Origin of the sequence: Pseudomonas sp. CAU 1711 (genome assembly GCF_039888625.1) — a bacterium.
In the GTDB taxonomy this organism is placed as follows: domain Bacteria; phylum Pseudomonadota; class Gammaproteobacteria; order Pseudomonadales; family Pseudomonadaceae; genus Aquipseudomonas.
In genome coordinates this window covers 28,195-51,155 of sequence record NZ_JBDQQT010000020.1, presented here as the reverse complement: position 1 = coordinate 51,155, position 22,961 = coordinate 28,195, and the positions used below count along the sequence as shown (strand labels likewise).

Annotated in this window: 18 protein-coding genes; 11 read left to right on the top strand and 7 right to left on the bottom strand. The window is 66.8% G+C overall.

Annotated features, from left to right (window positions below):
• Positions 1–1,080 carry a fatty acid desaturase gene (locus AAFN46_RS19330; protein ID WP_347810326.1) on the top strand — a complete coding sequence of 360 codons (1,080 nt, stop codon included), beginning with the start codon at positions 1–3 and terminating at the stop codon, positions 1,078–1,080.
• Between the two features lie 331 nt (positions 1,081–1,411).
• On the opposite strand, the gene AAFN46_RS19325 is transcribed toward AAFN46_RS19330, so the two are convergent.
• Together AAFN46_RS19325 and AAFN46_RS19320 are read right to left on the bottom strand one after the other, a co-directional pair.
• Entirely contained in the window at positions 1,412–1,576 is a 165-nt protein-coding gene (locus AAFN46_RS19325; protein WP_347810325.1) for a hypothetical protein, read from the bottom strand.
• Positions 1,577–1,710: 134 nt separating this feature from the next.
• Complete coding sequence (locus AAFN46_RS19320; RefSeq protein ID WP_347810324.1) at positions 1,711–2,646, bottom strand: lysylphosphatidylglycerol synthase domain-containing protein; 936 nt, start codon at positions 2,644–2,646, stop codon at positions 1,711–1,713.
• A 438-nt stretch (positions 2,647–3,084) separates the two neighbouring features.
• Here AAFN46_RS19320 and AAFN46_RS19315 point away from each other — a divergent pair, with 438 nt between their 5' ends.
• Entirely contained in the window at positions 3,085–4,524 is a 1,440-nt protein-coding gene (locus tag AAFN46_RS19315) for a sodium:solute symporter family protein (protein ID WP_347810343.1), read from the top strand.
• 364 nt (positions 4,525–4,888) lie between these two features.
• Here the strand turns inward: AAFN46_RS19315 and tssA are convergent, their stop codons facing one another.
• From tssA to AAFN46_RS19290, 5 genes are all read right to left on the bottom strand, one after another.
• A complete protein-coding gene (tssA, locus tag AAFN46_RS19310) occupies positions 4,889–5,947 on the bottom strand; it encodes a type VI secretion system protein TssA (protein ID WP_347810323.1) in 1,059 nt (352 codons plus the stop codon).
• 8 nt (positions 5,948–5,955) lie between these two features.
• Positions 5,956–9,801, bottom strand: a complete 3,846-nt coding sequence (locus AAFN46_RS19305) for a type VI secretion system protein (RefSeq protein ID WP_347810322.1) — start codon at positions 9,799–9,801, stop codon at positions 5,956–5,958.
• A gap of 2 nt (positions 9,802–9,803) precedes the next feature.
• A complete protein-coding gene (locus AAFN46_RS19300; RefSeq protein ID WP_347810321.1) occupies positions 9,804–10,568 on the bottom strand; it encodes a DotU/TssL family secretion system protein in 765 nt (254 codons plus the stop codon).
• A gap of 7 nt (positions 10,569–10,575) precedes the next feature.
• A complete protein-coding gene (gene tssK, locus AAFN46_RS19295) occupies positions 10,576–11,916 on the bottom strand; it encodes a type VI secretion system baseplate subunit TssK (protein ID WP_347810320.1) in 1,341 nt (446 codons plus the stop codon).
• Positions 11,917–11,987: 71 nt separating this feature from the next.
• A complete protein-coding gene (locus AAFN46_RS19290) occupies positions 11,988–12,458 on the bottom strand; it encodes a type VI secretion protein (RefSeq protein ID WP_347810319.1) in 471 nt (156 codons plus the stop codon).
• 194 nt (positions 12,459–12,652) lie between these two features.
• On the opposite strand from AAFN46_RS19290, the gene tssB reads away from it, so the two are divergent.
• From tssB to AAFN46_RS19245, 9 genes are all read left to right on the top strand, one after another.
• Positions 12,653–13,252 (top strand): type VI secretion system contractile sheath small subunit, encoded by a 600-nt coding sequence (tssB, locus tag AAFN46_RS19285; protein ID WP_347810318.1) that lies wholly within the window; start codon positions 12,653–12,655, stop codon positions 13,250–13,252.
• A gap of 42 nt (positions 13,253–13,294) precedes the next feature.
• Positions 13,295–14,776 (top strand): type VI secretion system contractile sheath large subunit, encoded by a 1,482-nt coding sequence (gene tssC / locus AAFN46_RS19280; protein WP_347810317.1) that lies wholly within the window; start codon positions 13,295–13,297, stop codon positions 14,774–14,776.
• A 65-nt stretch (positions 14,777–14,841) separates the two neighbouring features.
• The gene (locus AAFN46_RS19275; RefSeq protein ID WP_347810316.1) at positions 14,842–15,339 is read left to right on the top strand and encodes an Hcp family type VI secretion system effector; all 498 of its coding nucleotides are present in this window, start codon (positions 14,842–14,844) and stop codon (positions 15,337–15,339) included.
• Between the two features lie 3 nt (positions 15,340–15,342).
• Positions 15,343–15,783, top strand: a complete 441-nt coding sequence (gene tssE, locus AAFN46_RS19270) for a type VI secretion system baseplate subunit TssE (RefSeq protein WP_347810315.1) — start codon at positions 15,343–15,345, stop codon at positions 15,781–15,783.
• On the top strand, positions 15,767–17,560 hold the full coding sequence (tssF, locus tag AAFN46_RS19265) for a type VI secretion system baseplate subunit TssF (RefSeq protein ID WP_347810314.1): 1,794 nt from the start codon (positions 15,767–15,769) through the stop codon (positions 17,558–17,560). Before tssE ends, tssF begins: the two co-directional genes overlap by 17 nt.
• Complete coding sequence (tssG, locus tag AAFN46_RS19260; RefSeq protein ID WP_347810313.1) at positions 17,524–18,537, top strand: type VI secretion system baseplate subunit TssG; 1,014 nt, start codon at positions 17,524–17,526, stop codon at positions 18,535–18,537. Before tssF ends, tssG begins: the two co-directional genes overlap by 37 nt.
• The gene (tssH, locus tag AAFN46_RS19255) at positions 18,537–21,074 is read left to right on the top strand and encodes a type VI secretion system ATPase TssH (protein ID WP_347810312.1); all 2,538 of its coding nucleotides are present in this window, start codon (positions 18,537–18,539) and stop codon (positions 21,072–21,074) included. The genes tssG and tssH overlap by 1 nt, the downstream gene beginning before the upstream one ends.
• A gap of 13 nt (positions 21,075–21,087) precedes the next feature.
• Complete coding sequence (locus AAFN46_RS19250; protein WP_347810311.1) at positions 21,088–22,035, top strand: hypothetical protein; 948 nt, start codon at positions 21,088–21,090, stop codon at positions 22,033–22,035.
• Positions 22,036–22,356: 321 nt separating this feature from the next.
• Positions 22,357–22,953 (top strand): hypothetical protein, encoded by a 597-nt coding sequence (locus AAFN46_RS19245; RefSeq protein ID WP_347810310.1) that lies wholly within the window; start codon positions 22,357–22,359, stop codon positions 22,951–22,953.
• The last annotated feature ends 8 nt before the right edge of the window (positions 22,954–22,961 follow it).

The following is a 22,961-nucleotide window of genomic DNA, read 5'->3' as shown; positions in this document are numbered from 1 at the left end:
ATGCGAGTGGACCGTGAACTGAGCGCCGCCGAACTGCAGGCCTTCGCTGCCGAACTGGACGGCCTGCGCCGGCAGACCCTGGCCGACCTGGGCGAGGCCGACGCCCGCTATATCCGCCGGGTGCGCGGCGCCGTGCGCTGGTGCTGCTGGGGCGGGCGGGCGCTGCTGCTGTTCGGCTGGTTCCCGCTGACCTGGCTGCTCGGCAGCCTGCTGCTGGGCCTGGGCAAGATTCTCGAGAACATGGAGCTGGGCCACAACGTGCTGCACGGCCAGTACGACTGGATGAACGATCCGGAGCTGAGCGGGCGCCGCTACGAGTGGGACATCGCCGGCCCGGCCGATTTCTGGCGGCACACTCACAACCATACCCACCACACCTGGACCAATGTGATCGGCATGGACGACGACGTCGGCTACGGCCTGCTGCGCCTGTTTCCCGAGCAGCGCTGGAAGCCCTTCTATCGCTGGCAGCCGCTATGGGCGGCCCTGCAGGCCCTGCTGTTCCAGTACGCGGTGGCCATCCAGCACCTGCGCCTGGATCAGTGGCTGAAGGGGCGGCTCGCCGGCACCGAACTGCGCCCGCTGCTGCGTCAGCTCGGCGCCAAGCTGCTGCGCCAGTGGGGCAAGGACTACGTCCTGTTCCCCCTGCTGGCGCTGCTGCTCGGCGCCAATGCCCTGGCCGTGCTGGCCGGCAACGCGCTGGCCAACCTGCTGCGCAACCTGTGGACCTTCCTGGTGATCTTCTGCGGCCATTTCACCGAGCGCGCGGCGGTGTTCAGCAAGGATTCGGTGCTCGGCGAGAGCCGCGGCCACTGGTACCTGCGCCAGTTGCGTGGTTCCAGCAACCTGCAGGGCGGCCGGCTGTTCCATATCCTCACCGGCAACCTCAGCCATCAGATCGAACACCACCTGTTCCCCGATCTGCCGGCCCGGCGCTACGCCGAGCTGGCGCCGCGGGTGCGCGAGATCGCCCAGCGCTATGGCCAGGTCTATAACAGCGGCAAGTTGTCGGCGCAGTTCGCCGGCGTGCTCCGGCGCATCTGGCTCTACCGTCTGCCGCCGGCCGTTTCGTCGGCATAAAAAAGCCCGGCGGGCGCCGTAACGCTGTTCACTCAGCGACATCGCGCTTGGCCGACGGCACCGTGGCTACCGTTCTCCCTCTCCCTCTGGGAGAGGGTCGGGGTGAGGGGCAGGCAACGAGTAGGCGATAGTCCCTCACCCCCAGCCCCTCTCCCGGCGGGAGAGGGGAGCGCTCTCAAGGCTCCGCGACGTCCAGACGTTGGTATTGCGCAGTGTCCTTTGCTGCCGGCCAAACCAGAAAAACGCCGCGACTCTGTAAAGAAATCGCGGCGTTTTCTCAAGTGAACAGCGTTACGAGGGGCGCCGGGCTTCGGGTGGCAGTGCCGATGATTCAGGCGGTCCGGCGACCGACGCGATCGGCACCACCTTCGGCGACAGTGCTTTCGTGTTGAACGGGCTGCAGTTCGATCAGCGGCGGTTGCTCGATGCCCGGCAGGGCGAAGGCGCTGGTGGTCAGGCTGGCCAGGATCAGGCTGGCGAGAATTGGCTTTTTCATCTTGGGCTCCTCGTGGGGGCGTCAGTGAGTACGGAGGCCATACTACTGAGCCGGCGCCAAGACAGAAGTCGAGCCTCGTGATAGTAACCATCGAGTCCGTCAATGGTCGACGGATAGGCTCTGGGGCGCGGCTTTCAGCCGCGGTGGCGGTGCCGCCACTGGCTCCATTCGAAACCCAGCACCACCAGCAGCGACAGGGCGAAGGGAATCAGCAGGTAGAACACGCGGAACACGATCAGCGCCGCCAGCACGTCGGCGGTCGGCAGCTCCGGCATGGCGGCGAGGAAGGTCACTTCCAGTACGCCGAGGCCGCCCGGCGCATGAGACAGCAGGGCCAGGGAAAAGGAGGCGAGGAACACGCCGAGCACCACCAGGAACCCCGGGTTGCCCTGCGCCGGCAGGGCGAAGTAGATGATCGCCGCCGCGCACAGCAGTTCCAGCGGCCCGGCCAGCAGCTGGCGGCCGACTATGCCCAGGCGCGGGTACTCGACATGCAGCTTGCCCCATTGCCACGGCTTGAACTGGCGCCAGGAGCCCAGCACGTAGAGCGCCACCAGGCCGAGCAGGAACAGGCCGATGGTCACCGACAGCCAGGGGCCGACATCGGCTACCCGTTCGATCAGCTCGGGCTGGCAGACCAGCACGACACCGCTGGAAAGCAGGGTGCCGAGGGCGAAGGTGAAGGAGCAGAAGAAGATCAGCAGGCCGATCTCCGCCGGCGTCAGCCCCTTGCTGCGGTAGGCGCGAAAGCGCACCACCGCGCCGGAGAACACCGAGGCGCCGATGTTGTGGGCCAGGGCGTAGGTGGTGAACGAGCACAGGGTGATGAAGCGCCAGGGAATACGCTTGCCCAGATGGGCGAGGGCGATGCGGTCGTACCAGGCCAGGGCGAAGTAGGCGCCGAGGGTGGCCGCTGCGGCCAGCAGCCAGTTGCGCATGGAGATGGCGAGCAGGCTGTCGCGCAGCTGGTCCAGGGAAAGGGTGTGGACTTCCCGGTACAGCAGGAAGCAGGAGAGCACGACGGCGGCCAGCCCGATTAGGGTCCAGATCCAGTCGCTTCTCTTCATCATCGCGGATGGCTCCCGTGCCCTGGCCCGTCGGTGTGCATCGCGGCAGGCGATGCGCAAAATCGCCGTGCAGTATCGGGGAGGCGCGCGCCCGGCTCAAGCGGAGCCCCGCGAAGGGGCGTAACCGCCTGTTGCAGAGTGTTGTGCTGTCAAAAATTTAAAACTGCTTCCTTATGTTTCTGTAGAGGAAAGCGCTGTCATTCATCGGCTTAGTGATCTGTTAGGCGCTTTTCGAATGCTCTCGTCCTGTCGTTTCGTCATTTTTGTTTGACATATTTTACGGTTTTGCCAGACTGCGCGGCCTAGCCCGACGGATCATCGGTACCGTCGGCGCAGAGTCGGGCCAGGAGGGCCATAACAAAAACCTGCAGCCCGCCGTCCCAGCCCCCTCGCCTTGCGGGGCAAGCATGCGGTGGGCCGATGTCGCTGGAACGGGAAAACATGCTGATCTGGTTCGTCGCGCTGTACCTGCTGGCCACCGTGGCCATCGGCTTCTATGCCTCCACCCGGGTGAAAAACACCCGTGACTTCGCCTCCGGCGGTCGCAGCATGGGCTTCCCCATCGTCGCCGCCATGGTGTTCGCCACCTGGTTCGGCTCCGAGGCGGTGCTGGGCATTCCCGCCACCTTCCTCGAGGAAGGCTTCGCCGGCATAGTCGAGGACCCCTTCGGCTCCTTCTGGTGTCTGTTCATCGTCGGCGCGATCATCGCCCGCCCGCTGTACCGTCTGAACCTGCTGACCATCGGCGACTACTTCAAGAAGCGCTTCGGCTCCGAAGTCGAGCTGATCATCAGCCTGGTCATAGTGCTGTCCTACCTGGGTTGGATCGCCGCCCAGCTGATCGCCCTCGGCGTGGTGTTCAACGTGGTCTCAGACGGTGCCATCAGCACCACTCAGGGCATGTTCCTCGGCACCTTCATCGTGCTGCTGTACACCCTGTTCGGTGGCATGTGGTCGGTGGCCCTGACCGACTTCTTCCAGATGATCGTCATCGTGGTCGGCCTGATCTACCTGGTCTGGCTGTTCAGCGACATGGCCGGTGGCGCCGATGTGGTGATCAGCAAGGCGGCCAGCGAAGGCAAGTTCACCTTCATGCACAGCTTCGAGGCCAAGGACATCGTCGCCTTCATCGGCGCGGCGGTGACCATGATGCTCGGCTCCATCCCCCAGCAGGACGTGTACCAGCGGGTGATGTCGGCGAAGAACGAGACGATCGCCTCGCGCGCCTCCATGGCCGGTGCCGTGTTCTATCTCGGCTTCTGCATGCTGCCGATCTTCCTGGTCTACGCCGCCTCGATGATCGACCCGGCGCTGGTCGAGAAGTGGCTGGCGGAAGACGCGCAGATGATTCTGCCGCTGCTGATCCTGGAGAAGACTCCGCTGATCGCGCAGATCTTCTTCTTCGGCGCGCTGCTCTCGGCCATCATGTCCACCGCCTCCGGTACCCTGCTGGCACCGTCGGTGACCCTGACCGAGAACGTGCTCAAGCGCTTCCTGCCGGAACTCAATGACAAGCAGTTCCTGTTGCTGATGCGGGCGACCATCCTGGTTTGCGCCGTCGCCACCCTGACTTTCGCCCTGAACTCCGATGCCAGCATCTACGAGATGGTCGGCAACGCATACTGCGTGACTCTGGTCGCCGCCGTGGTGCCGCTGTTCGCCGGCCTGTTCTGGAAGCGCGCGACCACCCAGGGCGCTCTGGTGTCCATCGCCTTCGGTCTGACTTCCTGGATCTACCTGGAATACACCCTGACCGACGACGCTTTCTGGCCGCCGCAGTTGGCCGGCCTGCTGTTCAGCATCGCCGGCATGCTGATCGGCACCCTGCTGCCGCAGTTCAAGCGCAACGACAACGGCATGCTGGCGGCTCAGCCGCAGTAAGCCGCAGCCCGTGCCCGAGACCCGCCTTCTGGCGTAATGCTGTTCACTTAAGAAAGCGCCGCGATTTCTTTACAGAGTCGCGGCGTTTTTCTGGTTTGGCCAGCAGCGAAGGACACTGCGCAATGCCATGACCTGGATGTCGCGGAGCGCTCCCCTCTCCCGCCGGGAGAGGGGCTGGGGGTGAGGGACTATCGCCTACTCGTTGCCTGGCCCTCACCCCGACCCTCTCCCAGAGGGAGAGGGAGCATAACAGCCACGGTGCCGACTCAATCAAAGTTCGGCCGAGCGCGATGTCGCTAAGTGAACAGCATTATGCCTTCTGGCGGGTCTTTGCTTTTATGGGGGCTATGTCCCCGGTTGGTCGCTAGGGCAGGACGCCGAGCAGGGTCCACAGCCGCCGTGCCTCGGCATCGGCATTGATCAGTTCGGCGAGCAGTTCGCGCAGGGGTTTCTGCCCCCACTCGACGGCGCGGTTGATCAGGTAGGGCACCGGGCTGTGCGGTTCGGTGCGGGCCAGGTAGGCGGCGATCAGGGCCAGCTGCCGATAGGCCTCTTCGCGGCTGGCCGGGCCCTGGGTCGGGTCGGGCGCGGGTGGCGAGGCCGGCGCCTCGGTCTGGGGAGCGTCGGCGACGACGGCTGGTGGCGGGGCATCGGGATGCATGAATAAGAACTCCTGCAGGAGCGTGGTCGACTGGTCGATGCTGTGCAGCAGCGGAGCGAAGGAGGGCGCTTCCTCTGCCAGCTGCTCATCGCACCAGGCCGCGAGGCATTCGGCTGCGGCCCGGCTCTTGTCCAGCCAGGCGAGATCCTGGCGCAGCCGCTCCGCGGGCACTTTGTGCAGCTCCTCGCGCAGCTGGCGCAGGCCGTTCTGGGCGGCTTCGCGCTGGGCCTTGGCGGCCTTGCTGTCGTCCAGTTGCTGGCGGTTCAGCTGTTGCCAGTCGGCCAGGCTGAAGCGGGCGAACTCGGTGGGGGCGCCGGCGAACAGCGGCAGGCGGGTCTGCAGCACTTCGGCATAACGGCGCACGACCCAGGCGATGGGGCTGGCGCGCCAGGAGAGATCGCCGTCTCTGGGTTGCGGGTGCAGCTCGTCCGGGAAGCTCCGGCCCAGTTCGGTCAGCAGCTCGAGGGCCGCACTCAGGCCTTCGTAGCGATGCCGGTGCAGCCAGGCCTCGCCCAGCCAGGCGGCCACCATCAGGTCTTTGCTCTGTCCGCGCAGCAGCTCGCTGGCCAGGCGTTCCACGGCGAGCCAGTCCGCCTGTTTGCTGGGCGCCTGCCAGACGCCGGTCGGCAGGCTCTCGTCGTCCTCCCGGCGTGCTTCGCGCAGGGCGTCGTAGCCGGGGGCATGGCGTATGTCGTGGCCGCAGGGCTGCGGGCCGGGAATGGGTTCGAGCAGCTCGGCGGCGAGCAGACCTGTGCTGGACATCCGTTCTCCTAGGGGCTGGGCAGCTGGGCCGCCGGAGCGGCAACGGGTTGGATGCTGGCCTGGGCGCCGATCTGTGGCGGCGTGACGAAAGGCGACTTGGGCGCGCCGACCGGCAGCGGGCTCATGGCCAGCGGCTGCTTGCCGCCGGCGCTGAGCAGGGTCAGGCGCACGAACATCTGGGCCTGGTTGTCGCTGCTGCCGGGGGCGTAGACCGGCACACGGAAGGCCAGCGGTGTCTCGTTGTAATCGATGGTGGTCAGTCGCTCGAAAGCCACGTGGTTGCGCAGCAGACGCAGCAGTGCCCAGGGACCGTCGTATTCCCAGCCGGCCTCGTACTGGTAGACGGCGAGCGCCAATTGCTGAGGGTCGTCGGCCGGTCTCTGCGAGCCGTTCATGGCCCAGCGCAGCAGCAGCTTGACCGGCTGCGCCAGGCCCCAGCGCAGGCGGCTCTGCTCGCCGCCGGGGTAGCGGATCAGTTCGCTGCCGGCGGCCAGGCTCCACTCGATCACCTGGTCGGCGCCCTGCTCGGCATCGCGGTCGGTGCGCCAGCGCACGTCCAGGTCGAGGCCGCGGATGCCGTCCTGGTTGCGCAGGAACAGGGGCGTCAGCCACACCTTGGCCTGCTGCAGCTGGTCGAGGAAACTGGCCGCGGCGAGGGCGTCGGGCGACTGCGCCAGGCTCAGGCCGGCCCTGGCCTGCTCCAGATTCTCGTCGAGCAGATGGAGAAACTGACGCACGCGGTCCGGGTCGGCGTCGACGGCCTCGACGTCGAAGGCGAAGGGGAAGCGCCCCGCCAGGTACTGGTTGAAGAAGCCGGACAGCGTGTTCCAGGCCGCCGCCGCCGTGTGCAGCTGCAGCTGACTGCAGCGCTGCGAGACCAGTTCGGCTACCGATCTGGCCCGTTGCGAGATGGCGTCGGCGCCGTCGGGCAATTGCGCCTCGTGCAGGCGGGTGCTGCAGGTGGTCAGGTCCATGTCGTTGAGGCTGCCGGCGGCGAAGCGTTCGAACAGGGCGGGGGCACTGTTGGGGTTCTTGTCCGCGTAGCGCTTCAGTTCGACCGCCATGTCCTGCCAGCTGCGCAGGCGCGCGAGGTTGCCGGCGGCCAGACTGTCGCTGTGGCTGTCCAGCCAGGCCATGGCCGGCGCGATGCGGCTCTGCAGGTCGGCGATCAGGTTGACCTGGCCGCTCAGGTACTGTTGCAGCTCCTGCAGGTTGCCGGCATGGTAGGCGCGCAGGCCGACGTTGGTGTTGCCGTTCCACCAGGAGAAGTCGCCCTGCTGGGGCTGATAGAGGCCCAGGCGCTGGAGTTCGGCGTCGGCGCGATCGAGGTCCTGCAGGGCACGGCGATTCATCTCGCGCAGCAGCGCCTGGGCCAGGTCCTGGCGCCCGAGGGCCTGGAAGGCGGCGAACACGGCATTGGCGCTGTCGACCGACAGGTTGAAGACCCGCCCGTCGCTCTGCGCCAGCGAGGTCGAGGGTCTTGGCGTGGCGAGCAGATTCCACATGGTGATGGCGGTGCTGTCCTGAGCGGCCCCGGTCAGCGCGCCGCGGTACTCGAAGGGCACCCGGGCGATGTCCTGCTTGAGGTACTGGCCGTAGTGGGCGAAGTAACTTTGCGCGCTGGTCAGGCTCTGTTCGTCGATGCCGCTCAGGGGCCCGCCGACCTGCAGAGTGCCGCCGCCGGCAAGAGCCGCCGTGGCGAAGTCCTGGCGCAACAGCACTGCGATGGCGGTGTCCAGCTTGGTCAGGTTGTCCTGCAGCTCTATGCCGCCGTTCTGGCGGCGCAGAACGCTGGTGTGCGGATCGTCGTCGTTCAGCCACTGACGGCTGAAGATGTTGCGCAGGCGGCTGGCGTGGGCCTTGACCTGGGCGACCGCCTGCTGGCCGATCAGGCCGTTCTTGCCGGCCGCCTCGAGCATGTCGGTATAGCCCGGCACCAGGTCGTCGCCGGACCCGCGCCCCCAGGCGAGGTTGAGCGCGGAGACCAGGCGGCCCATACGATCGATATCCAGGCTCAGCTCTTCCAGTTCGAGGATCGAGTTGCGCTGACCGTTTTCCAGCAGTTGCAGGTGACGCTTGATCTCGCTGGCCGTGCCGGTGAAGTCGGCATCGGCGAACAGCTGGTCCAGCCACTGCTGCATCAGGCGGACGAACAGCTTGGCGATCTCGGGCTGGGCGGCGGAGAGGTTCAGCGGGCTGGCCAGGGGTTGCGGCGTGTTCGCCAGCAGCCGGTTGTAGCGGCCCTGCAGGGGCAGGGGCTGGCTCTGCAACTCCAGGCCCAGCAGGGCGTCGGCGAGGAGCATGGCATCGTCCAGCGGTTTCTTGCTGCCGGCCAGCATCTGGTTGAAACGCTGACCGTTGCTCTCCAGGGTCTGGGCCTTCTGTAGCAGCTGGGTGGCCTGCAGGTAGGCGGGCCACTGCTCGGGAAATCCGGCCTCGGTGGAGGGGCGCGAGGCTTGCTGCTGCGGCTGGGTCGACAGGGCCTGCAGGTCACGCTCCAGGATGCCGCGCAGCGGCAGGTAGAGCTCCTTGCTGGTGGCCTGCAGCAGTCTTTCGCCGAGCCGCTCGTCCAGCGAGGAGAACAGCGAGCCGGGCAGCAGGGCCGAGCTGAAGCGCCAGCGCGGGGCCTCGGCCAGCAGGGTCCAGAAGTCTTCGATGCTGCGCTTGGTGTCTTCGGTGCCGTTGGCCTCGTAGCGACGCAGCTCCTGCAGCAGGGCCGAGAGCTGCACGGCCTGTTGTTTCTCCACCTGCCAGACCCACAGCATGCCGACCAGCCACAGCAGCGCGACCACCCCGGCCACGCCGCCGCTCAGGCGCAGCCAGCGGCGGCGCAGGTAGAGGATGCGCGGCACCGGCTGGGCCAGGCCCTGGTCGGCCAGTATGCGCTGGCGCAGCAGGCGGGAGGAGAACAGCGGCTGATAGGTGGTTTCGTCGCCGATCACGAAGGGATCGTCGTCGCGTGCCTGGCTCGGCAGGTCGGCACAGAAGTAGATGCCGCGCAGTTGCGCGGCCTCGCCGATGGCGCTGCCGTGGAACACCGGGTCGCAGAGGGTCTGCAGGTTGTTGCGGATGGCGTCGAAGCGCCGCGGCAGCAGGTACAGCGCCTCCTCGACCCGCCCCGAGAGCGCGCCCAGCTCGGTGATCTCCTCTTCCAGCACGCGTACCAGGCGGTCCAGCGCCATCTCGGTCCATTCCGGGTGCCAGGTGGTGCCGGGGGCGAAGGGGGAGGACCAGCCGAGCATGCGTTCGCGTGCGTCCGCCGGCAGCATGTCGGCCAGCTCCTTGATGCCGGGCTGGCTCTCCAGGCCGGTCACCAGCACATACACGGGCAGGCTCAGGCCCAGGTGCTGGAGCAGCTCGTTGAACTTGCGCCGGGCCGCCAGGCCGGCGGCCATGGCGTCTTCGCTGTCCCACAGCTGTTCGGCCGGCACGGTCCAGATGATCGCGTCCAGCGGCCGGCCGGCGCGCATCATCAGCAGCATGCCGAGCAGGCGCCGCCAGGCCGCGATCTGCAGCAGGGCGCCCTCGCCATGGTTGAACATCGCATTGGGCGCGGCCAGCAGCGCCGCGTCGCTGTCGTACCACCAGCGGCCGAACCAGCCGGGCTTGCCCGAGCTGGACAGGCGCCAGGCGCGGCACAGGCGCTCGGTGCGCTGCTCGTCACCGATCAGCAGCAGCCAGGGAATCTGGTAGCGCTCCTTGAGCCCCAGGTCGCTTTCCATCTGCTGCACGGCGAGAAAGCAGCTGCGCGCGGATTGGTCGAAGCGGTCGCGCAGCCACCAGAACAGAACGCCCAGCAGCAAGGCGAGAACGATCAGGCCGACTAGCAGGAAGACGATTTCCAGGACGCTCATGGTCAGGGCTCTATCGATTGGGCGGCCTGGGTGGCGTAGAGCTCGGGCTCGAGGCGCCGGGCGATGTCGTGCCAGAACAGCTGGTTGAGCAGCAGCAGCGCCAGCAGCCCGGCGGCGATGCACAGGCCCAGGCGCAGCGAGTCCGGCAGCATGCGGCGCAGCGGTTGGCGCAGTGCGGGAAGCGCCGCGGGCTGTTCGAGCAGCTGGCCGACCTGGTGCAGGTCGGCCTCGCGCTGCCAGGCGAAGGCGAACAGCGCGCGCCGCCACTTCTCGTGCAGGGCGCGGCCGCCGGCGCCGCGCAGGCGGCCATGGAAGCCCAGGGTCAGGCACTGCAGGTAGACGTTGGCCAGGTCGCGATAGCCGGGGTCGCCGCTGGCGAGCAATTGCTTGATGGCGCGCGGCAGGCGTTCGCCCGCGGTGCGGCTGCCGAACAGGCGCATTTCCAGCGGCTTGTGTTGCCAGGCGGCCTGTCCCGGCCAGGGGCTGAACACCAGCGTCTCGTCGAGCAGGGCGACGAAGGCATAGACCATGGCCTTGGCCTGACCGCCCGGCGCATCACCCACGGCGGCAAAGGCGTCGCGCCACAGGCGGCGGGTGAGGCGATGGGCTTCCTCGATGGCGCGGGTCACCACCTCGGCGGTGCTGCCGCTGTCGTTGGCCAGCTCCGGCCAGATATTCAGCCACTGGCTCCAGGCCGCGGTGAAGGCGGCGCTCAGCGGGGCCTGGCCGATCGAGATCATGGACAGGCGTGGCTGGACCTCGGCCATGGCTGCCTCAGTCCTCCCGCGCGCCGTCGGCGTCGTCGACGAACAGCAGCACTTCCCAGGGCTCCGGGCCGGAGCCGGCGCCGGGCAGGGCGATGCGCAGGCGCAGGCGTGGGTCGAACCACTCCCGCTCGCCGCGCAACACGAACAGTCGGGTGTCTTCGCCGACGTTGTAGCTGATCTGTTCCTGGCGGCTCAGCGGCTGCTGGCTCATGCCGCGCATGCGCTGTCGCAACAGGGTAGCGATGTGCGGCTCGGAAGCGACTATGGCGCTGGCCAGCCATTGGGTCGCGGCTACCTCGCCGGTGCCCGCCGGCATGCGCAGGCCGATCGTCAGGTTGGGCCAGCCGTCGGCCTGTTCCGGCAGGTCGATCCAGAAGCCCTGGGTGTCGCGCGCGAAGGGCACGCAGCGATAGCCGGCCCTGACCAGTTCGAGCGCGGCGTTCAGCCAGTTGAGCAGCTCGTCGTAGCCCGCCAGCAATTCGTCGTAGGCCAGCGGCTTGAAGGCGGGCACGCCGGCCAGCGGGTCGAGCGCGACCAGGGCGCCCGCCATGCCGCAGAGCAGGCGATGCAGCGACTCCGGGTGGACGACGCGGCTACCCAGCGCCGCCTCGATCTCCGGCAGGCGCATCCATAGGGCGGCGAGGAGGCGGCGAATCTCCACGGCGTCCTCGCCGTTGCCGGCCGCCTGGGTCTGGCGCAGACGGCCGGCGAGGAACAGGCACTTCTCGCGGGTGCGGGCGCACAGGGCGGCCACCTTGTGGCCGAGCACGGAGTCCGCGCGCAGCCTCGGGCAGGGCGGCACGTAGGGGATGCGGCTGTAGCCGCCGCCCTGCTTGCCCAGGCGCAGCAGCGGCAGGCACACCGAATCGGCCTTGTGGCTCTCGGTGACCAGGCGCAGGTCGGCGCGCCAGACGCTGAGCGGCTCGGGGAACAGGCCGCTGGCCAGGTCGGGCAGCGGCTCGCTCTGCCTGGAGAGCAGGCGACCTTCGAGGGGGGCGAGCTGGCCGGCGCGGTACAGCGGGGCGACCGCCAGGAAGACGGTGACCCAGCCCTGCGCAGCGTTCTCGATCTGCTCCTTCGCATCGAGCTCCAGGGGCTGCTCGTGAGAGGCGTCCAGGCTGACCGGCAGGCCGTCGGGCATCAGCGCATCGAGGGAGGTGATGCGCACCAGGCCGCAGCTCAGCGCGGACTCGTCCAGCTCCAGGCGTTCGACACCCCAGAACCAGGGGTGCGCGGCGGCGGCGAGACGGGTGGCGAGGGTCTCGGCGCGCAGCGCCTGCAACTGGAAGTGCTGCGGCAGCAGGTGCATGCCTTCGTGCCAGCAGATCGCATCGGGTATGCCGCCCATCCCTTGCCCCCATCGACGTCCCAGGTTGTCTTGCTGGAGCCTTGACTGCGGTCTGCGCCCGCCGGCGCCCATCACTTGCGGGTGGGGTTGTCCAGCAGGCGCATGTTCTTGCTCTCGAAGCGCAGCCACACCGCCTGTTGCTGATCCAGGCGCAGGCGGTGGGTACCGGGATTGTTATAGCCGGCATACACCAAAAGTCCAACCGCGGGGTCGCCGGTGATGGGCAGGTCGCGCGCCTCCATGAACTGGCCGGGCACCAGCTCAAGGCTCCACACCCGGATGGCCTGCAGGTAGTCGCGGCGCAGCTGCTCGCGCTGGTCGAACCACTGCTTGGCGGGCAGCGACAGCAGCAACTTGAGCAGGTCGGGATCCTGTATCGCCACCAGGTCGACGGCGATGGGCGTGTCCGCATTGGCGCTGGGCGCCACGTCCAGCGTGAGGGTGCGCAGCTCGATCGAGGGTTGCGAGAAGTGCGAGCAGGCGCTCAGCAGCAGGGCGAGGCATGCGGCCTGCGCCGCGAGGGAGAAACGTCCAAGTCTCATGGAGCCCGTCATCCGTTCAGTTTGCATTTTTATAGACCTGTTCTAGCGTCTCTGGTAGTTCGCCCATAGGACGAACGAAGGGATCGCACCGCTCGCTTCGTTCAGTACGGCACAGGTTCCGCAGGGAGCGCGATGGGGATGAAGCCCCCGAAGCATTGCGCATGGTCAATGTTTGCAGGGTAAGGAATGGAACCATGGCTGAGAGTACCCAGCACAAGCTGGATCGCGTACGTCCCCCTCGTGTCCAGATCACCTACGACGTCGAAATCGGCGACGCCATCGAGAAGAAGGAGCTGCCCCTGGTGGTCGGCATCCTCGCCGATCTGTCCGGCAAGCCCGAAACCCCGTTGCCCAAGATGGGCGAGCGCCGCTTCGTCGAGATCGATCGCGACAATTTCAACGAGGTGCTGTCCTCCATAGCGCCCCGGCTGGCCGTCCAGGTGGACAACACCATCAGCGGCGACGGCAGCAAGCTCAACGTCGAGCTCAAGTTCTCCCAGTTCGACGACTTCGACCCGGTCAGCATCGTCAAGCAGGTCACGCCCCTGCGTCGTCTGTACGACGCACGCCAGCGCCTGCGCGACCTGCTCACCAAGCTCGACGGTAACGACGATCTGGACAAGCTGCTCCAGGAAGTGGTGGCCAACACGGACGGGCTGAAGGAGATCAAGGCCTCGTTCCCGGAAGAGGCCGCTCCGGCTGCGGCGCCCGCCGCAAGTGCAGCGCCGGCCCCGGCAGCCGCCAAGGCGGAGACCCCGGCAGAGCCGGATGCCCCGGCCGAACAGCCCGAATAATCCCCCGTCAGCGCGCTCCGCATCCATCGAGGAGGATCAGCCATGGCCGAGACAAAAGGCGGTGCCCAGGGGGCATCGCAATCCACAACCCTTTCCCTGCTTGACCGCATCATCGCCGAGGGCCGCATGGCCCACGACGACAGCCAGCAGGCCTATGCCCGCGACATGCTGGCCGAGTTCGCCACCCAGGTCCTCGACGAAGGCATGGTGGTCGACAAGGACACCGTGGCGATGATCAACGAGCGCATCGCCCAGATCGACGAACTGATCAGTGCCCAGCTCAACGAAATTCTGCACAATCCCGAAGTCCAGCAGCTGGAGGCCTCCTGGCGCGGCCTGCATTTTCTGGTGATGAACAGTGAGACCAGCTCGCGGCTCAAGTTGCGGCTGTTCAACGTGAGCCAGAAGGAGCTGCTCAGCGACCTGGAGAAGGCCGTAGAGTTCGACCAGAGCGTGCTGTTCAAGAAGATCTATGAGGAGGAGTACGGCACCTTCGGCGGGCATCCGTTCAGCCTGATGATGGGCGACTACGAGTTCGGCCGCCATCCGCAGGATGTGGCCCTGCTGGAGAAGCTCTCCAACGTCGCCGCGGCCGCCCACGCGCCCTTCATCGCGGCGGCCAGCCCGCGCCTGTTCGACATGAGCAGCTTCACCGAGCTGGCCGTGCCCCGCGATCTGGCCAAGGTCTTCGAGAGCCTGGAGCTGATCAAGTGGCGCTCGTTCCGGGCCAGCGAGGATTCGCGCTACGTCTCCCTGGTGCTGCCGCACGTGCTGCTGCGTCTGCCCTACGGGCCCGATACCAAGCCGGTGGAGGGCATGAACTACGTCGAGGACGTCAACGGTACCGACCACAGTCGCTATCTCTGGGGCAATGCCGCCTGGGCCCTGACCCAGCGCATCACCGAGGCCTTCGCCCGCTACGGCTGGTGCGCGGCGATTCGCGGCGTGGAAGGCGGCGGCGCGGTGGAGGGCCTGCCGGCGCATACCTTCACCACCAGTGCCGGCGACCTGGCCCTGAAGTGCCCGACCGAGGTGGCGATCACCGACCGTCGCGAGAAGGAGCTCGACGAGCTGGGCTTCATCGCCCTCTGCCACAAGAAGAACAGCGACCTGGCGGTGTTCTTCGGCGGCCAGACCACCAACAAGGCGCGGGTCTACAACACCAACGAGGCCAACGCCAACGCGCGCCTCTCGGCGATGTTGCCCTACGTGCTGGCGGCGTCGCGCTTCGCGCACTACCTCAAGGTGATCATGCGCGACAAGATCGGCAGCTTCATGACCCGCGACAACGTGCAGACCTACCTCAACAACTGGATCGCCGACTACGTGCTGATCAACGACAACGCGCCCCAGGAGATCAAGGCGCAGTTTCCGTTGCGCGAGGCGCGGGTGGATGTCAGCGAGGTGGCGGGCAAGCCCGGCGCCTACCGCGCTACGGTGTTCCTGCGGCCGCATTTCCAACTGGAGGAGCTGACCGCGTCGATTCGCCTGGTCGCCAGCCTGCCACCGCCGGCCGCGGCCTGACCTGTGCCGCCGGCGCGAGCCGGCGGTTGCTCAATCTCCCTTTCTAATATCAGGAGCTCCAAGCAATGGATGCGATCATTCTCGACCTGGGCGCGGATATCAAAGGCGACTGCCTGCTGGAGGGCTATGCCGACAAGATCGAGCTGATGTCCTACAGCCACAACGTGGCCATGCAGGTGACCAACGACGTCAGCAACTCCGAGCGCACCTCGGGCAAGCCCCACCTCGGCGAGTTCACCGTCACCAAGTTCATCGACACCTCGACGCCGACCCTCAACGAGTACTGCTGCGCCGGTAAGCCCATCACCGAGACCAAGATCATCATCGGCCGCAACGCCGCCGAGGGCGACGGCAAGATCCTGCCCTTCATCATCTACACCCTGTCCAACGTGGTGCTTTCCAACGTCAGCGTCAGCGGCGGTGCCGGAGGCAAGCCGGTGGAGACGCTGTCGATGAACTTCACCAAGATCAAGTGGGAGCTGACCGCGCAGAAGGACGATGGCACCAAGGAAGGCACCGCCGCGTCCACCTGGGACCTGGCCGCCAACAAGGTCGTCAAGTAAGCCGTGGCCGCATCACGCCCGGTCAGCTGGCCGCCGCTGCTGGAGCGGCTGGCCGCGCTCGAGGAGGAGCGCGAGTACGGGCGCGAGGCGCTTGCCGAGTCGGTGCGCGTCGAGCTGTCCCGCCTGCTCAACACGCGCCGCTCCGCCCGTCCCCGGTTGCAGCCGGCCACGGTGATCGACTACGGCATCGCCGACTGGAGCTCCCTGTATGCCGAACGTAGCGACGACCGCCTGAGGCTCGCGCGGGAGATTCGCACGGCCGTCGCCCTGTTCGAGCCGCGCTTGGAGCTGCAGGACCTGGACGTGCAGCCCCTGGACGGCCGCAGGCACAGCCTGCGGGTGCGTCTGGTCGGCCATCTGCGCGACGACACCCGGCGCTGGCCGGTGGCCTTCGTCGTGGACATGGCCGAGGAGCTGAGGGTGACTCATGAGCGAGTCGATTGATGAGGAGCTGCTGGACTACTACCAGCGCGAGCTGACCTGGCTGCGCAGGGCCGGGGCCGGCTTCGCCGCGCGTTACCCGAAGATCGCCAGCCGCCTGGAACTGTCCGCCGGGGAGTGCCAGGACCCGCACGTCGAGCGCCTGCTGGAAGGCTTCTCGCTGCTCTGTGCGCGGCTGCAGCGGCGCCTCGACGACGGCTATGCCGAGTTCAGCGACGCGCTGCTGGAGCAGCTCTACCCTCTGGCCCTGCGCCCGCTGCCCTCCTGCGTCATCGCCCGTTTCGAGCCGGACCCGAGCAAGGGCAACCTCAGCGAAGGCTACCCCGTGGCGCGTGACACGCCCCTGTTCGTGACCACCGCCAGCGGCGAGAGCGTGCATTTCCGCACCTGCGCCCCGGTCACCCTGTGGCCGCTGGAGATCACCCAGGCGGCTCTGCTGGGCACCGAGGAGACCCAGGCGCTGACCGGTGTCTCCGTGGCCCGCTCGGCCCTGCGTCTGAGCCTGCGCTGCCTCGCCGAGGAGCCGTGGAGCGCTTTGCCGATCGAGCGCCTGCGCATCCATCTGGCGGGTTCCCCGGTCACTGCCGCGGCGCTCTACGACCTGCTCTGCGGCAGTGTCCTGCAGACCCTCTGCGGCGTGCCCGAGAGCATGCCCCGGTCCGTCGCCGGCTGCCCGGAGCCGGTCGGCTTCGCCGCGCAGGAGGCTCTGCTGCCGGACGAGGATGGGCTCCACCCGGGCCTGCGCCTGCTCGCCGAGTATTTCGCCTGTCCCGAGAAGTTCGCCTTCTTCGATGTGCCGCTGAATGTCCCCGTCGAGGCCGGCGACTCGCTCGACATCTATATCCTCTTCGACCGTCTGCCTGGCAGGCGCATCAGCCTGCAGCGCGAAGACATCGCGCTGGGCTGCGTGCCGCTGATCAACCTGTTCCCGCGCACCTCCGAGCCGCTGCGCCCGGACGGCACCCGCAGCGAGTATCGGCTGGTCGCCGACAGCCACCGCGAGGACAGCGTCGAGATCCACAGCATTCGCAATCTGCGCGCCGGCAGCGGCAGCACGGCGCGCTGGATCATGCCCTATTACGCGTGCCAGCACGGCGTGGGCGATACCCGCCTGTACTGGCACGCGCGGCGGGTGTTCGGCCGCAACCCCTCGCGGCGGGGCAGCGATATCCTGCTGAGCCTGGTGGACACCCACTTCGATCCGCAGGTCGACGTGCCGGACTTCAGCCTGACCGCCGAGCTGCTCTGCACCAATCGGCATCTGGCGGAAAGCCTTCCCGCCGATACCCGGCTGGACTTCGAGCGCCCGGGGCCGGTGCTGCAGGTGCGCCTGCTGCGCGCGCCGCATCCGCAGTCGATGCCGGCGCTGGGCGGCGCCTCGCGCTGGCGGCTGGTCTCGCAGCTGACGCTCAATCACCTGTCGCTGGTCGAGGGTGAGCAGGCCCTGGCCGCACTCCAGGAGCTGCTGACCCTGCACAACCTGCGCGACGAGCCGGCGGCCCGGCGCCAGGTGGCGGGCATCGCCGAGCTGGACAGCCTGCGCGTGGTCGAGCGGGTCGGCCAGGACGCCTGGCGCGGCTGGCGCAATGGCCTGGAAGTGCGCATCGGCCTCGACCCCGAGCATTTCGTGGGGGCCAGCGCCCTGCTGTTCTCCGGCGTCCTGGCGCATTTCTTCGCGCTCTACGCCAACACCAACCGTTTCGTGCGCACCGTGCTGCTGCTCGGCGATAAGGAGATCAAGACGTGGCGGCCCCAGGTCGGCGAACCCCTGTCCCTGTAGGCGAGCGCCTGCGCCAGCAGCCGCAGGCCTTCGAGCTGCTGCAGGCGCTGCTGCTGCTCGAGCGCGGGCAGCCCGGCGCGACTGCGCTGGGGCAGGGCGTCGACCCGCGCAGAGAGGCCGTGCGCCTGCGCGGCCCGCTGACGCCGCTGTTCCCGGCCAGCCAGGTGGCGGCCCTGGACAGCAGCGGCGACCAGCAGCCGGTACTCAGCACCCCGGTATTCGGCCTGGGCGGTCCGGACGGCCCCTTGCCCTATGCGTATCAGGAATGGTTGCAGCAGCGCGCGCGGCAGAAGGATCACGGGCCGGCGGCGTTTCTCGACCTGTTCCAGCATCGACTGCTGTCCCTGCTGTATCGGGTCCTGCGCAAGCACCGCGTCGCCACGGGGTTCGTGCCGCCGCAGGAGAGCCCGGTACAGGAGCAGCTGCGCGCCCTGACCGGCCTGCTGCTGCCGCCGCTGCAGCACCGCCAGGTGCTGCCGGATTCGCTGATCCTGGCCCGCGCCGGGCTGTTCGCCGGCCAGCGCCGCTCGCTGGCCGGCTTCGAGACCATAGTGCGCCACCACTTCGGCGTGCCGGTGCGGCTCGAACAGTTCCACGGCGCCTGGAAGAAGATTCCCGCGGCCGGCCTCAGTCGCCTCGGCCGGCGTGGGGCCAATGGCGAGCTGGGCCGCACGGCGGTGGCCGGCAAACATATCTGGGACGAACACGCCGGCGTACGCATCGTCCTCGGCCCCCTGGACGGTCGGCGCTATCCGGGCTTTCTGCCGCGTGGCGAGGCCCATCGCCAGCTGGCCGGGCTGGCCGCCTTCTACTTCGGCCCGGACCTGGACTGCTTCCTGCGCCTGCTGGTCAGCGACACGCCGGCGCTGCGGCTGAGCCGCGACGAGCCGGCGCGGGCCGGCTGGAACAGCTGGCTGGAGCGCCAGCCCAGAGCCCAGCTGCGGCATATCGATACGCGCCTGAGCGAGGTGGCCTGATGGACCTCTCGACCCTGGTCGCCCGCCTCAATGGCGATTGCCGCCACGCGCTGGAGCGCGCCGCCCAGCGCTGCATGCAGCGCGGCCACCACTATGTCGAGGTCGAGCACCTGCTGCTCGAACTGCTGGAGATCGAGGGCGGCGATCTGGCCCATCTGCTGCCGCGCTTCGGCCTGGAGCGCGATGCGCTGACGGTCGAGATCAACCAGGCCCTGGAGCTGTTCAAGGGCGGCAACACCCGCACGCCTGCACTCTCCGGCCAGACCGTGGGGCTGCTGGAAGACGCCGTGCTGCAGGCCAGCGTGCAGAGCCTGCCCGGCGTGCGCTCCGGCCTGCTGTTGCTGGCCCTGCTCGACCGCGACGAACGCCGCGCCCTGCTGCTCAACAGCGCCTCGTCGCTGCTGGGCATCCCCCGCGACGCGCTGCGCGCCAACCTGGAGGAGTGGACCGCCGCTTCCCGCGAGGCTGGAAGCCGGGCGCGCACCACGCCGGGCACGGACAAGACCGAGCCGACGGCGCTGGAGCAATACACCCAGGACCTGACCGAGGAGGCCCACCAGGGCCGCATCGACCCCATAGTCGGGCGCGACGGGGAGATCCGTCAGTGCATCGATATCCTCCTGCGCCGCCGGCAGAACAACCCGATCCTGGTCGGCGCCCCGGGGGTCGGCAAGACTGCGGTGGTCGAGGGCCTGGCCCTGCGCGTGGCCGCCGGCGACGTGCCGCCGCCGCTCAAGGATGTGAGCGTGCGGGTACTCGACCTGGGCCTGCTGCAGGCCGGCGCCGGGGTGAAGGGCGAGTTCGAGCAGCGCCTCAAGGGGGTGATCGATGGCGTGCGCGGCTCCGCGCAGCCAATCATCCTGTTTATCGACGAGGCCCATACCCTGGTTGGCGCCGGTGCCGCCGAGGGCGGCAGCGACGCGGCCAACCTGCTCAAACCGGCTCTGGCCCGCGGCGAGCTGCGTACCCTGGCGGCCACCACCTGGCTGGAATACAAGAAGTACTTCGAGAAGGACCCGGCCCTGACCCGACGCTTCCAGCTGGTGCAGGTGGAGGAGCCGGACGAGGCCACCGCCGTGGACATGCTGCGTGGGGTGGCCAGCAAGCTGGAGCAGCACCACTGCGTGCAGGTGCTGGACGCGGCCATCCACGATGCGGTCAAGCTGTCGCACCGCTACATCTCCGGGCGCCAGCTGCCGGACAAGGCCATCAGCGTGCTGGATACCGCCTGCGCCCGGGTCGCTCTGGCCCAGCACGACGTGCCGCCGCCGCTGGAGAGCCTGCGCCACCGCCAGGTCGCGGTGCAGGACGAACTCGACCGGCTCAGGCGCGAACAGGCCACCGGCCTCGACCATGGCGCGCGCATCGGCGAGCTGGAGAGCGAGGCGGCGGGCAATGTCGTCGCCATCCGCGAGCTGGAAACCCGCTGGGGCGAGGAGCGCGAGGCGGTACGCCAGCTGTTGGAGGCGCGCCGCGAGCTGCTGGAACTCAGCGAGAGCGCGGATGCCCGCCAGCCGGACGAGGCGCTGGACGGCCGCATCGATCATCTGGCCGCCGAACTGCTGCGCCTGGAGCAGGGGCTGGAAGCCATCCGTCAGGACGATCCGCTGGTGCCGGAGCAGGTCGACTCCAAGACGGTGGCCGCGGTGATCGCCGGCTGGACCGGCATCCCGGTGGGCAAGATGCTCGCCGACGAGGCCCATGCCGTGCGCACCCTCGGCCAGCGCATGGCGCAGCGGGTGATGGGCCAGGATTCTGCGCTGGGCACCATCGCCCAGCGCATCCAGGCCTACCGCGCCGGCCTCACCGACCCGCAGAAGCCGGTCGGCGTGTTCCTCCTGCTCGGCCCCACCGGCGTCGGCAAGACCGAGACCGCCTACGCCCTGGCCGATTCCCTGTACGGCGGCGAGCGCAATCTGATCAGCATCAACCTCTCCGAATACCAGGAGGCGCATACCGTCAGCCAGCTCAAGGGGGCACCGCCCGGCTATGTCGGCTACGGCAGTGGTGGCGTGCTCACCGAGGCGGTGCGCCGCCGGCCCTATTCGGTGGTGCTGCTCGACGAGATCGAGAAGGCTCACCCGGACGTGCTGGAGGCCTTCTACAACGTGTTCGACAAGGGCCTGATGGAGGACGGCACCGGCCTGGTGGTGGACTTCAAGAACACCGTGATGCTGGCCACCAGCAACGTCGGCGCCGAACTGATTCTCGACACCCCGGCGGAGCAACAGAGCGGCGAAGTCTTCAGCGACCAGCTGCGCCAAGTGCTGTTGCACAACTTCCGCCCGGCCTTCCTCGCCCGCATGACCGTGGTGCCCTATCGCAACCTCGACGACGCCACCCTGGAAAACATCGTCAGGGGCAAGTTGGAGAAGCTGCAAAGTCGCTACAAGGCCGCCACCGGCAAGACCTTCGACTTCGATCCCGGCATCGTCAAGGCGGTATTGGCCAAGTGCAGCTCGGCGGGCGTGCGGGATATCGAGAATGTATTGATGGCGGAAGTGGCGGGGAAGTTGGCGGAGTGGGTGTTGGAGTAAGGAGCATGCACATATGAAATACCGAGTCGCCATAGAAAATGCACTAACGGCATGGGATGGCATCTGGTTTCACTGGAACAAGAGTGAAGAGAGCCGCTCTGCTGCGATGATCCTCCGCCGACTGATGACAGACAGTCCCTACGACGATGAGTTGTGCAAAGCCGTGGACTGGTTTCTGGGCGCGAGCGATGTGGAGTTCACCTACGTGCGGTCATTCTCCCCGCTCAAGACCTCATCGGCGCTCTACACGCAGCTCACCGACCACTTGAAATCGGCCGACCCACCACAGCTGAAGCCAGTCGTGGTTCGGGAGACCAGGCCAGTGCGCCGGCAGGCACCCACGCAGTCCAGTGTCCAGGTCCGGTCCACGCCTGTGGTGACGTCCAGCCCCTCGAAACTCCCCTTGCAGATACTCCGCCACCAGGATGCCTGGAAGAACATCAAGATCACCGACATACCCACCGGCAAACATGGCCGCTACGAACATACGTCGGATGACTTCGTCACCAATCAGCAAAAAGCCTCTGCGGCCGGGGTGGTGCAAATACAACTGGGCATCAAGGGCAAATCCCTGCAGATACCCGCCTACTGGATAGAACTCGGTCGCATGGTGCATGTATCCAAGAAGGGACGGTGTTTCAGCTGTGCCGGCGCGGCGGTATTCACCCTGACGCAGGATGAATACTTCGACAACTACGAACTGGCCATCATGGGCAATGCCAAGTACGACCATTATTTCGTATGCGTGGGCAGTAGCATTGGCGAGATCAAGTCTGGGCTGGGTACTGCGATAGATATCTGGCAGGCGAACCTGAATGGGACAACGGATGTTTATGCCAAGTCACCCGCCAAGGAATTCATGTACTGGAAAGGTGCAGAGTTCACCTGCGTGATTCCCAAAGAGAGCCGCCAGGCACTGCGAGCCTTCATCCTCGAGCGTGTGCAAATAGAGCATGTATAAACGCAGCTCTTGCTGATCGGGACGACAGCGCCGGGACGATATCGGGGCGCAATTCCATAGAGAGGGGATGAAACAGCATGCCACTGAAGATCATGGTCTGGAACGCGCAGCACATGGACAGCCAGTCAACCCTGACCTTTTTCACGGCCTTCCGGCTAATGGGTGTCCCCTTTCCTCAACCAGTTCACGTGTTTGTAAGTGGTCATCTGTCTGGCCCTGTGTTTGAAAGGCTGGGTCAGACTTTTCTCACTCATGTTCGTGTGCGCGTGCTAAATCGAAGGCATGATTTCTCGTCGTATTGTAAGTGATAAGGAGGTCTAGATGCTTAGAAGAGTGGTGGGATTCAGATCATTCCATCCCAGAAGTGGGCGGCGTTGGATATCGACCAGCCGTGAATTTATGGTAACGCAGGAGCCAGGCTCAGAGGCTTGCACCAGAGGTGCCATCGCTACGATTGTTAACACGCTGAGAAACCAGAGACTTGAGTCGATAGAAAGTGTCGATGAAAAGCTATTGGCGATTTGTGAGGCGTACAGGAGAAAAGGTATAGATGGCCTGCAGCCGGCATTGGAGGAGAGGGCCGCCAGAGAGATCTTTCAGCACTGGGGGCTTTTCGTCATTCCTGCTCGCTACCAGGCCGCTCAACTGATAGATCCAAGAGTGGCGCGTTCACTTATTAGTACATTCAATAGCGGAATGTATTTGTCCACCTCGCAGCCACCTAATAATCCGCCAACCATGAGCCACTCCCTAGTGGCGACCAATGTAGTGATAGATTCCCAGACTAATGCCATTCGCTATGAAATATATGATCCATATCCACTGAGGCAGCGCAATTTGAACGGCATGTACGAACTGGATGCAAATGGTCTGTTGTTGCAGCGGTTCAGGACGGGGCTGTTCGTTAGTAGATATTGATAATATGG

Bases quoted from the DNA above. Each gene is read 5' to 3' on its own strand.
- AAFN46_RS19290 (WP_347810319.1), bottom strand. From the start codon at position 12,458: ATGAGACTTGGACGTTTCTCCCTCGCGGCGCAGGCCGCATGCCTCGCC.
- AAFN46_RS19250 (WP_347810311.1), top strand. From the start codon at position 21,088: ATGAAATACCGAGTCGCCATAGAAAATGCACTAACGGCATGGGATGGC.
- AAFN46_RS19325 (WP_347810325.1), bottom strand. From the start codon at position 1,576: ATGAAAAAGCCAATTCTCGCCAGCCTGATCCTGGCCAGCCTGACCACC.
- tssA (WP_347810323.1), bottom strand. From the start codon at position 5,947: ATGTCCAGCACAGGTCTGCTCGCCGCCGAGCTGCTCGAACCCATTCCC.
- AAFN46_RS19300 (WP_347810321.1), bottom strand. From the start codon at position 10,568: ATGGCCGAGGTCCAGCCACGCCTGTCCATGATCTCGATCGGCCAGGCC.
- AAFN46_RS19245 (WP_347810310.1), top strand. From the start codon at position 22,357: ATGCTTAGAAGAGTGGTGGGATTCAGATCATTCCATCCCAGAAGTGGG.
- tssK (WP_347810320.1), bottom strand. From the start codon at position 11,916: ATGGGCGGCATACCCGATGCGATCTGCTGGCACGAAGGCATGCACCTG.
- AAFN46_RS19315 (WP_347810343.1), top strand. From the start codon at position 3,085: ATGCTGATCTGGTTCGTCGCGCTGTACCTGCTGGCCACCGTGGCCATC.
- AAFN46_RS19330 (WP_347810326.1), top strand. From the start codon at position 1: ATGCGAGTGGACCGTGAACTGAGCGCCGCCGAACTGCAGGCCTTCGCT.
- tssC (WP_347810317.1), top strand. From the start codon at position 13,295: ATGGCCGAGACAAAAGGCGGTGCCCAGGGGGCATCGCAATCCACAACC.
- tssF (WP_347810314.1), top strand. From the start codon at position 15,767: ATGAGCGAGTCGATTGATGAGGAGCTGCTGGACTACTACCAGCGCGAG.
- AAFN46_RS19305 (WP_347810322.1), bottom strand. From the start codon at position 9,801: ATGAGCGTCCTGGAAATCGTCTTCCTGCTAGTCGGCCTGATCGTTCTC.
- AAFN46_RS19320 (WP_347810324.1), bottom strand. From the start codon at position 2,646: ATGATGAAGAGAAGCGACTGGATCTGGACCCTAATCGGGCTGGCCGCC.
- tssH (WP_347810312.1), top strand. From the start codon at position 18,537: ATGGACCTCTCGACCCTGGTCGCCCGCCTCAATGGCGATTGCCGCCAC.
- tssB (WP_347810318.1), top strand. From the start codon at position 12,653: ATGGCTGAGAGTACCCAGCACAAGCTGGATCGCGTACGTCCCCCTCGT.
- AAFN46_RS19275 (WP_347810316.1), top strand. From the start codon at position 14,842: ATGGATGCGATCATTCTCGACCTGGGCGCGGATATCAAAGGCGACTGC.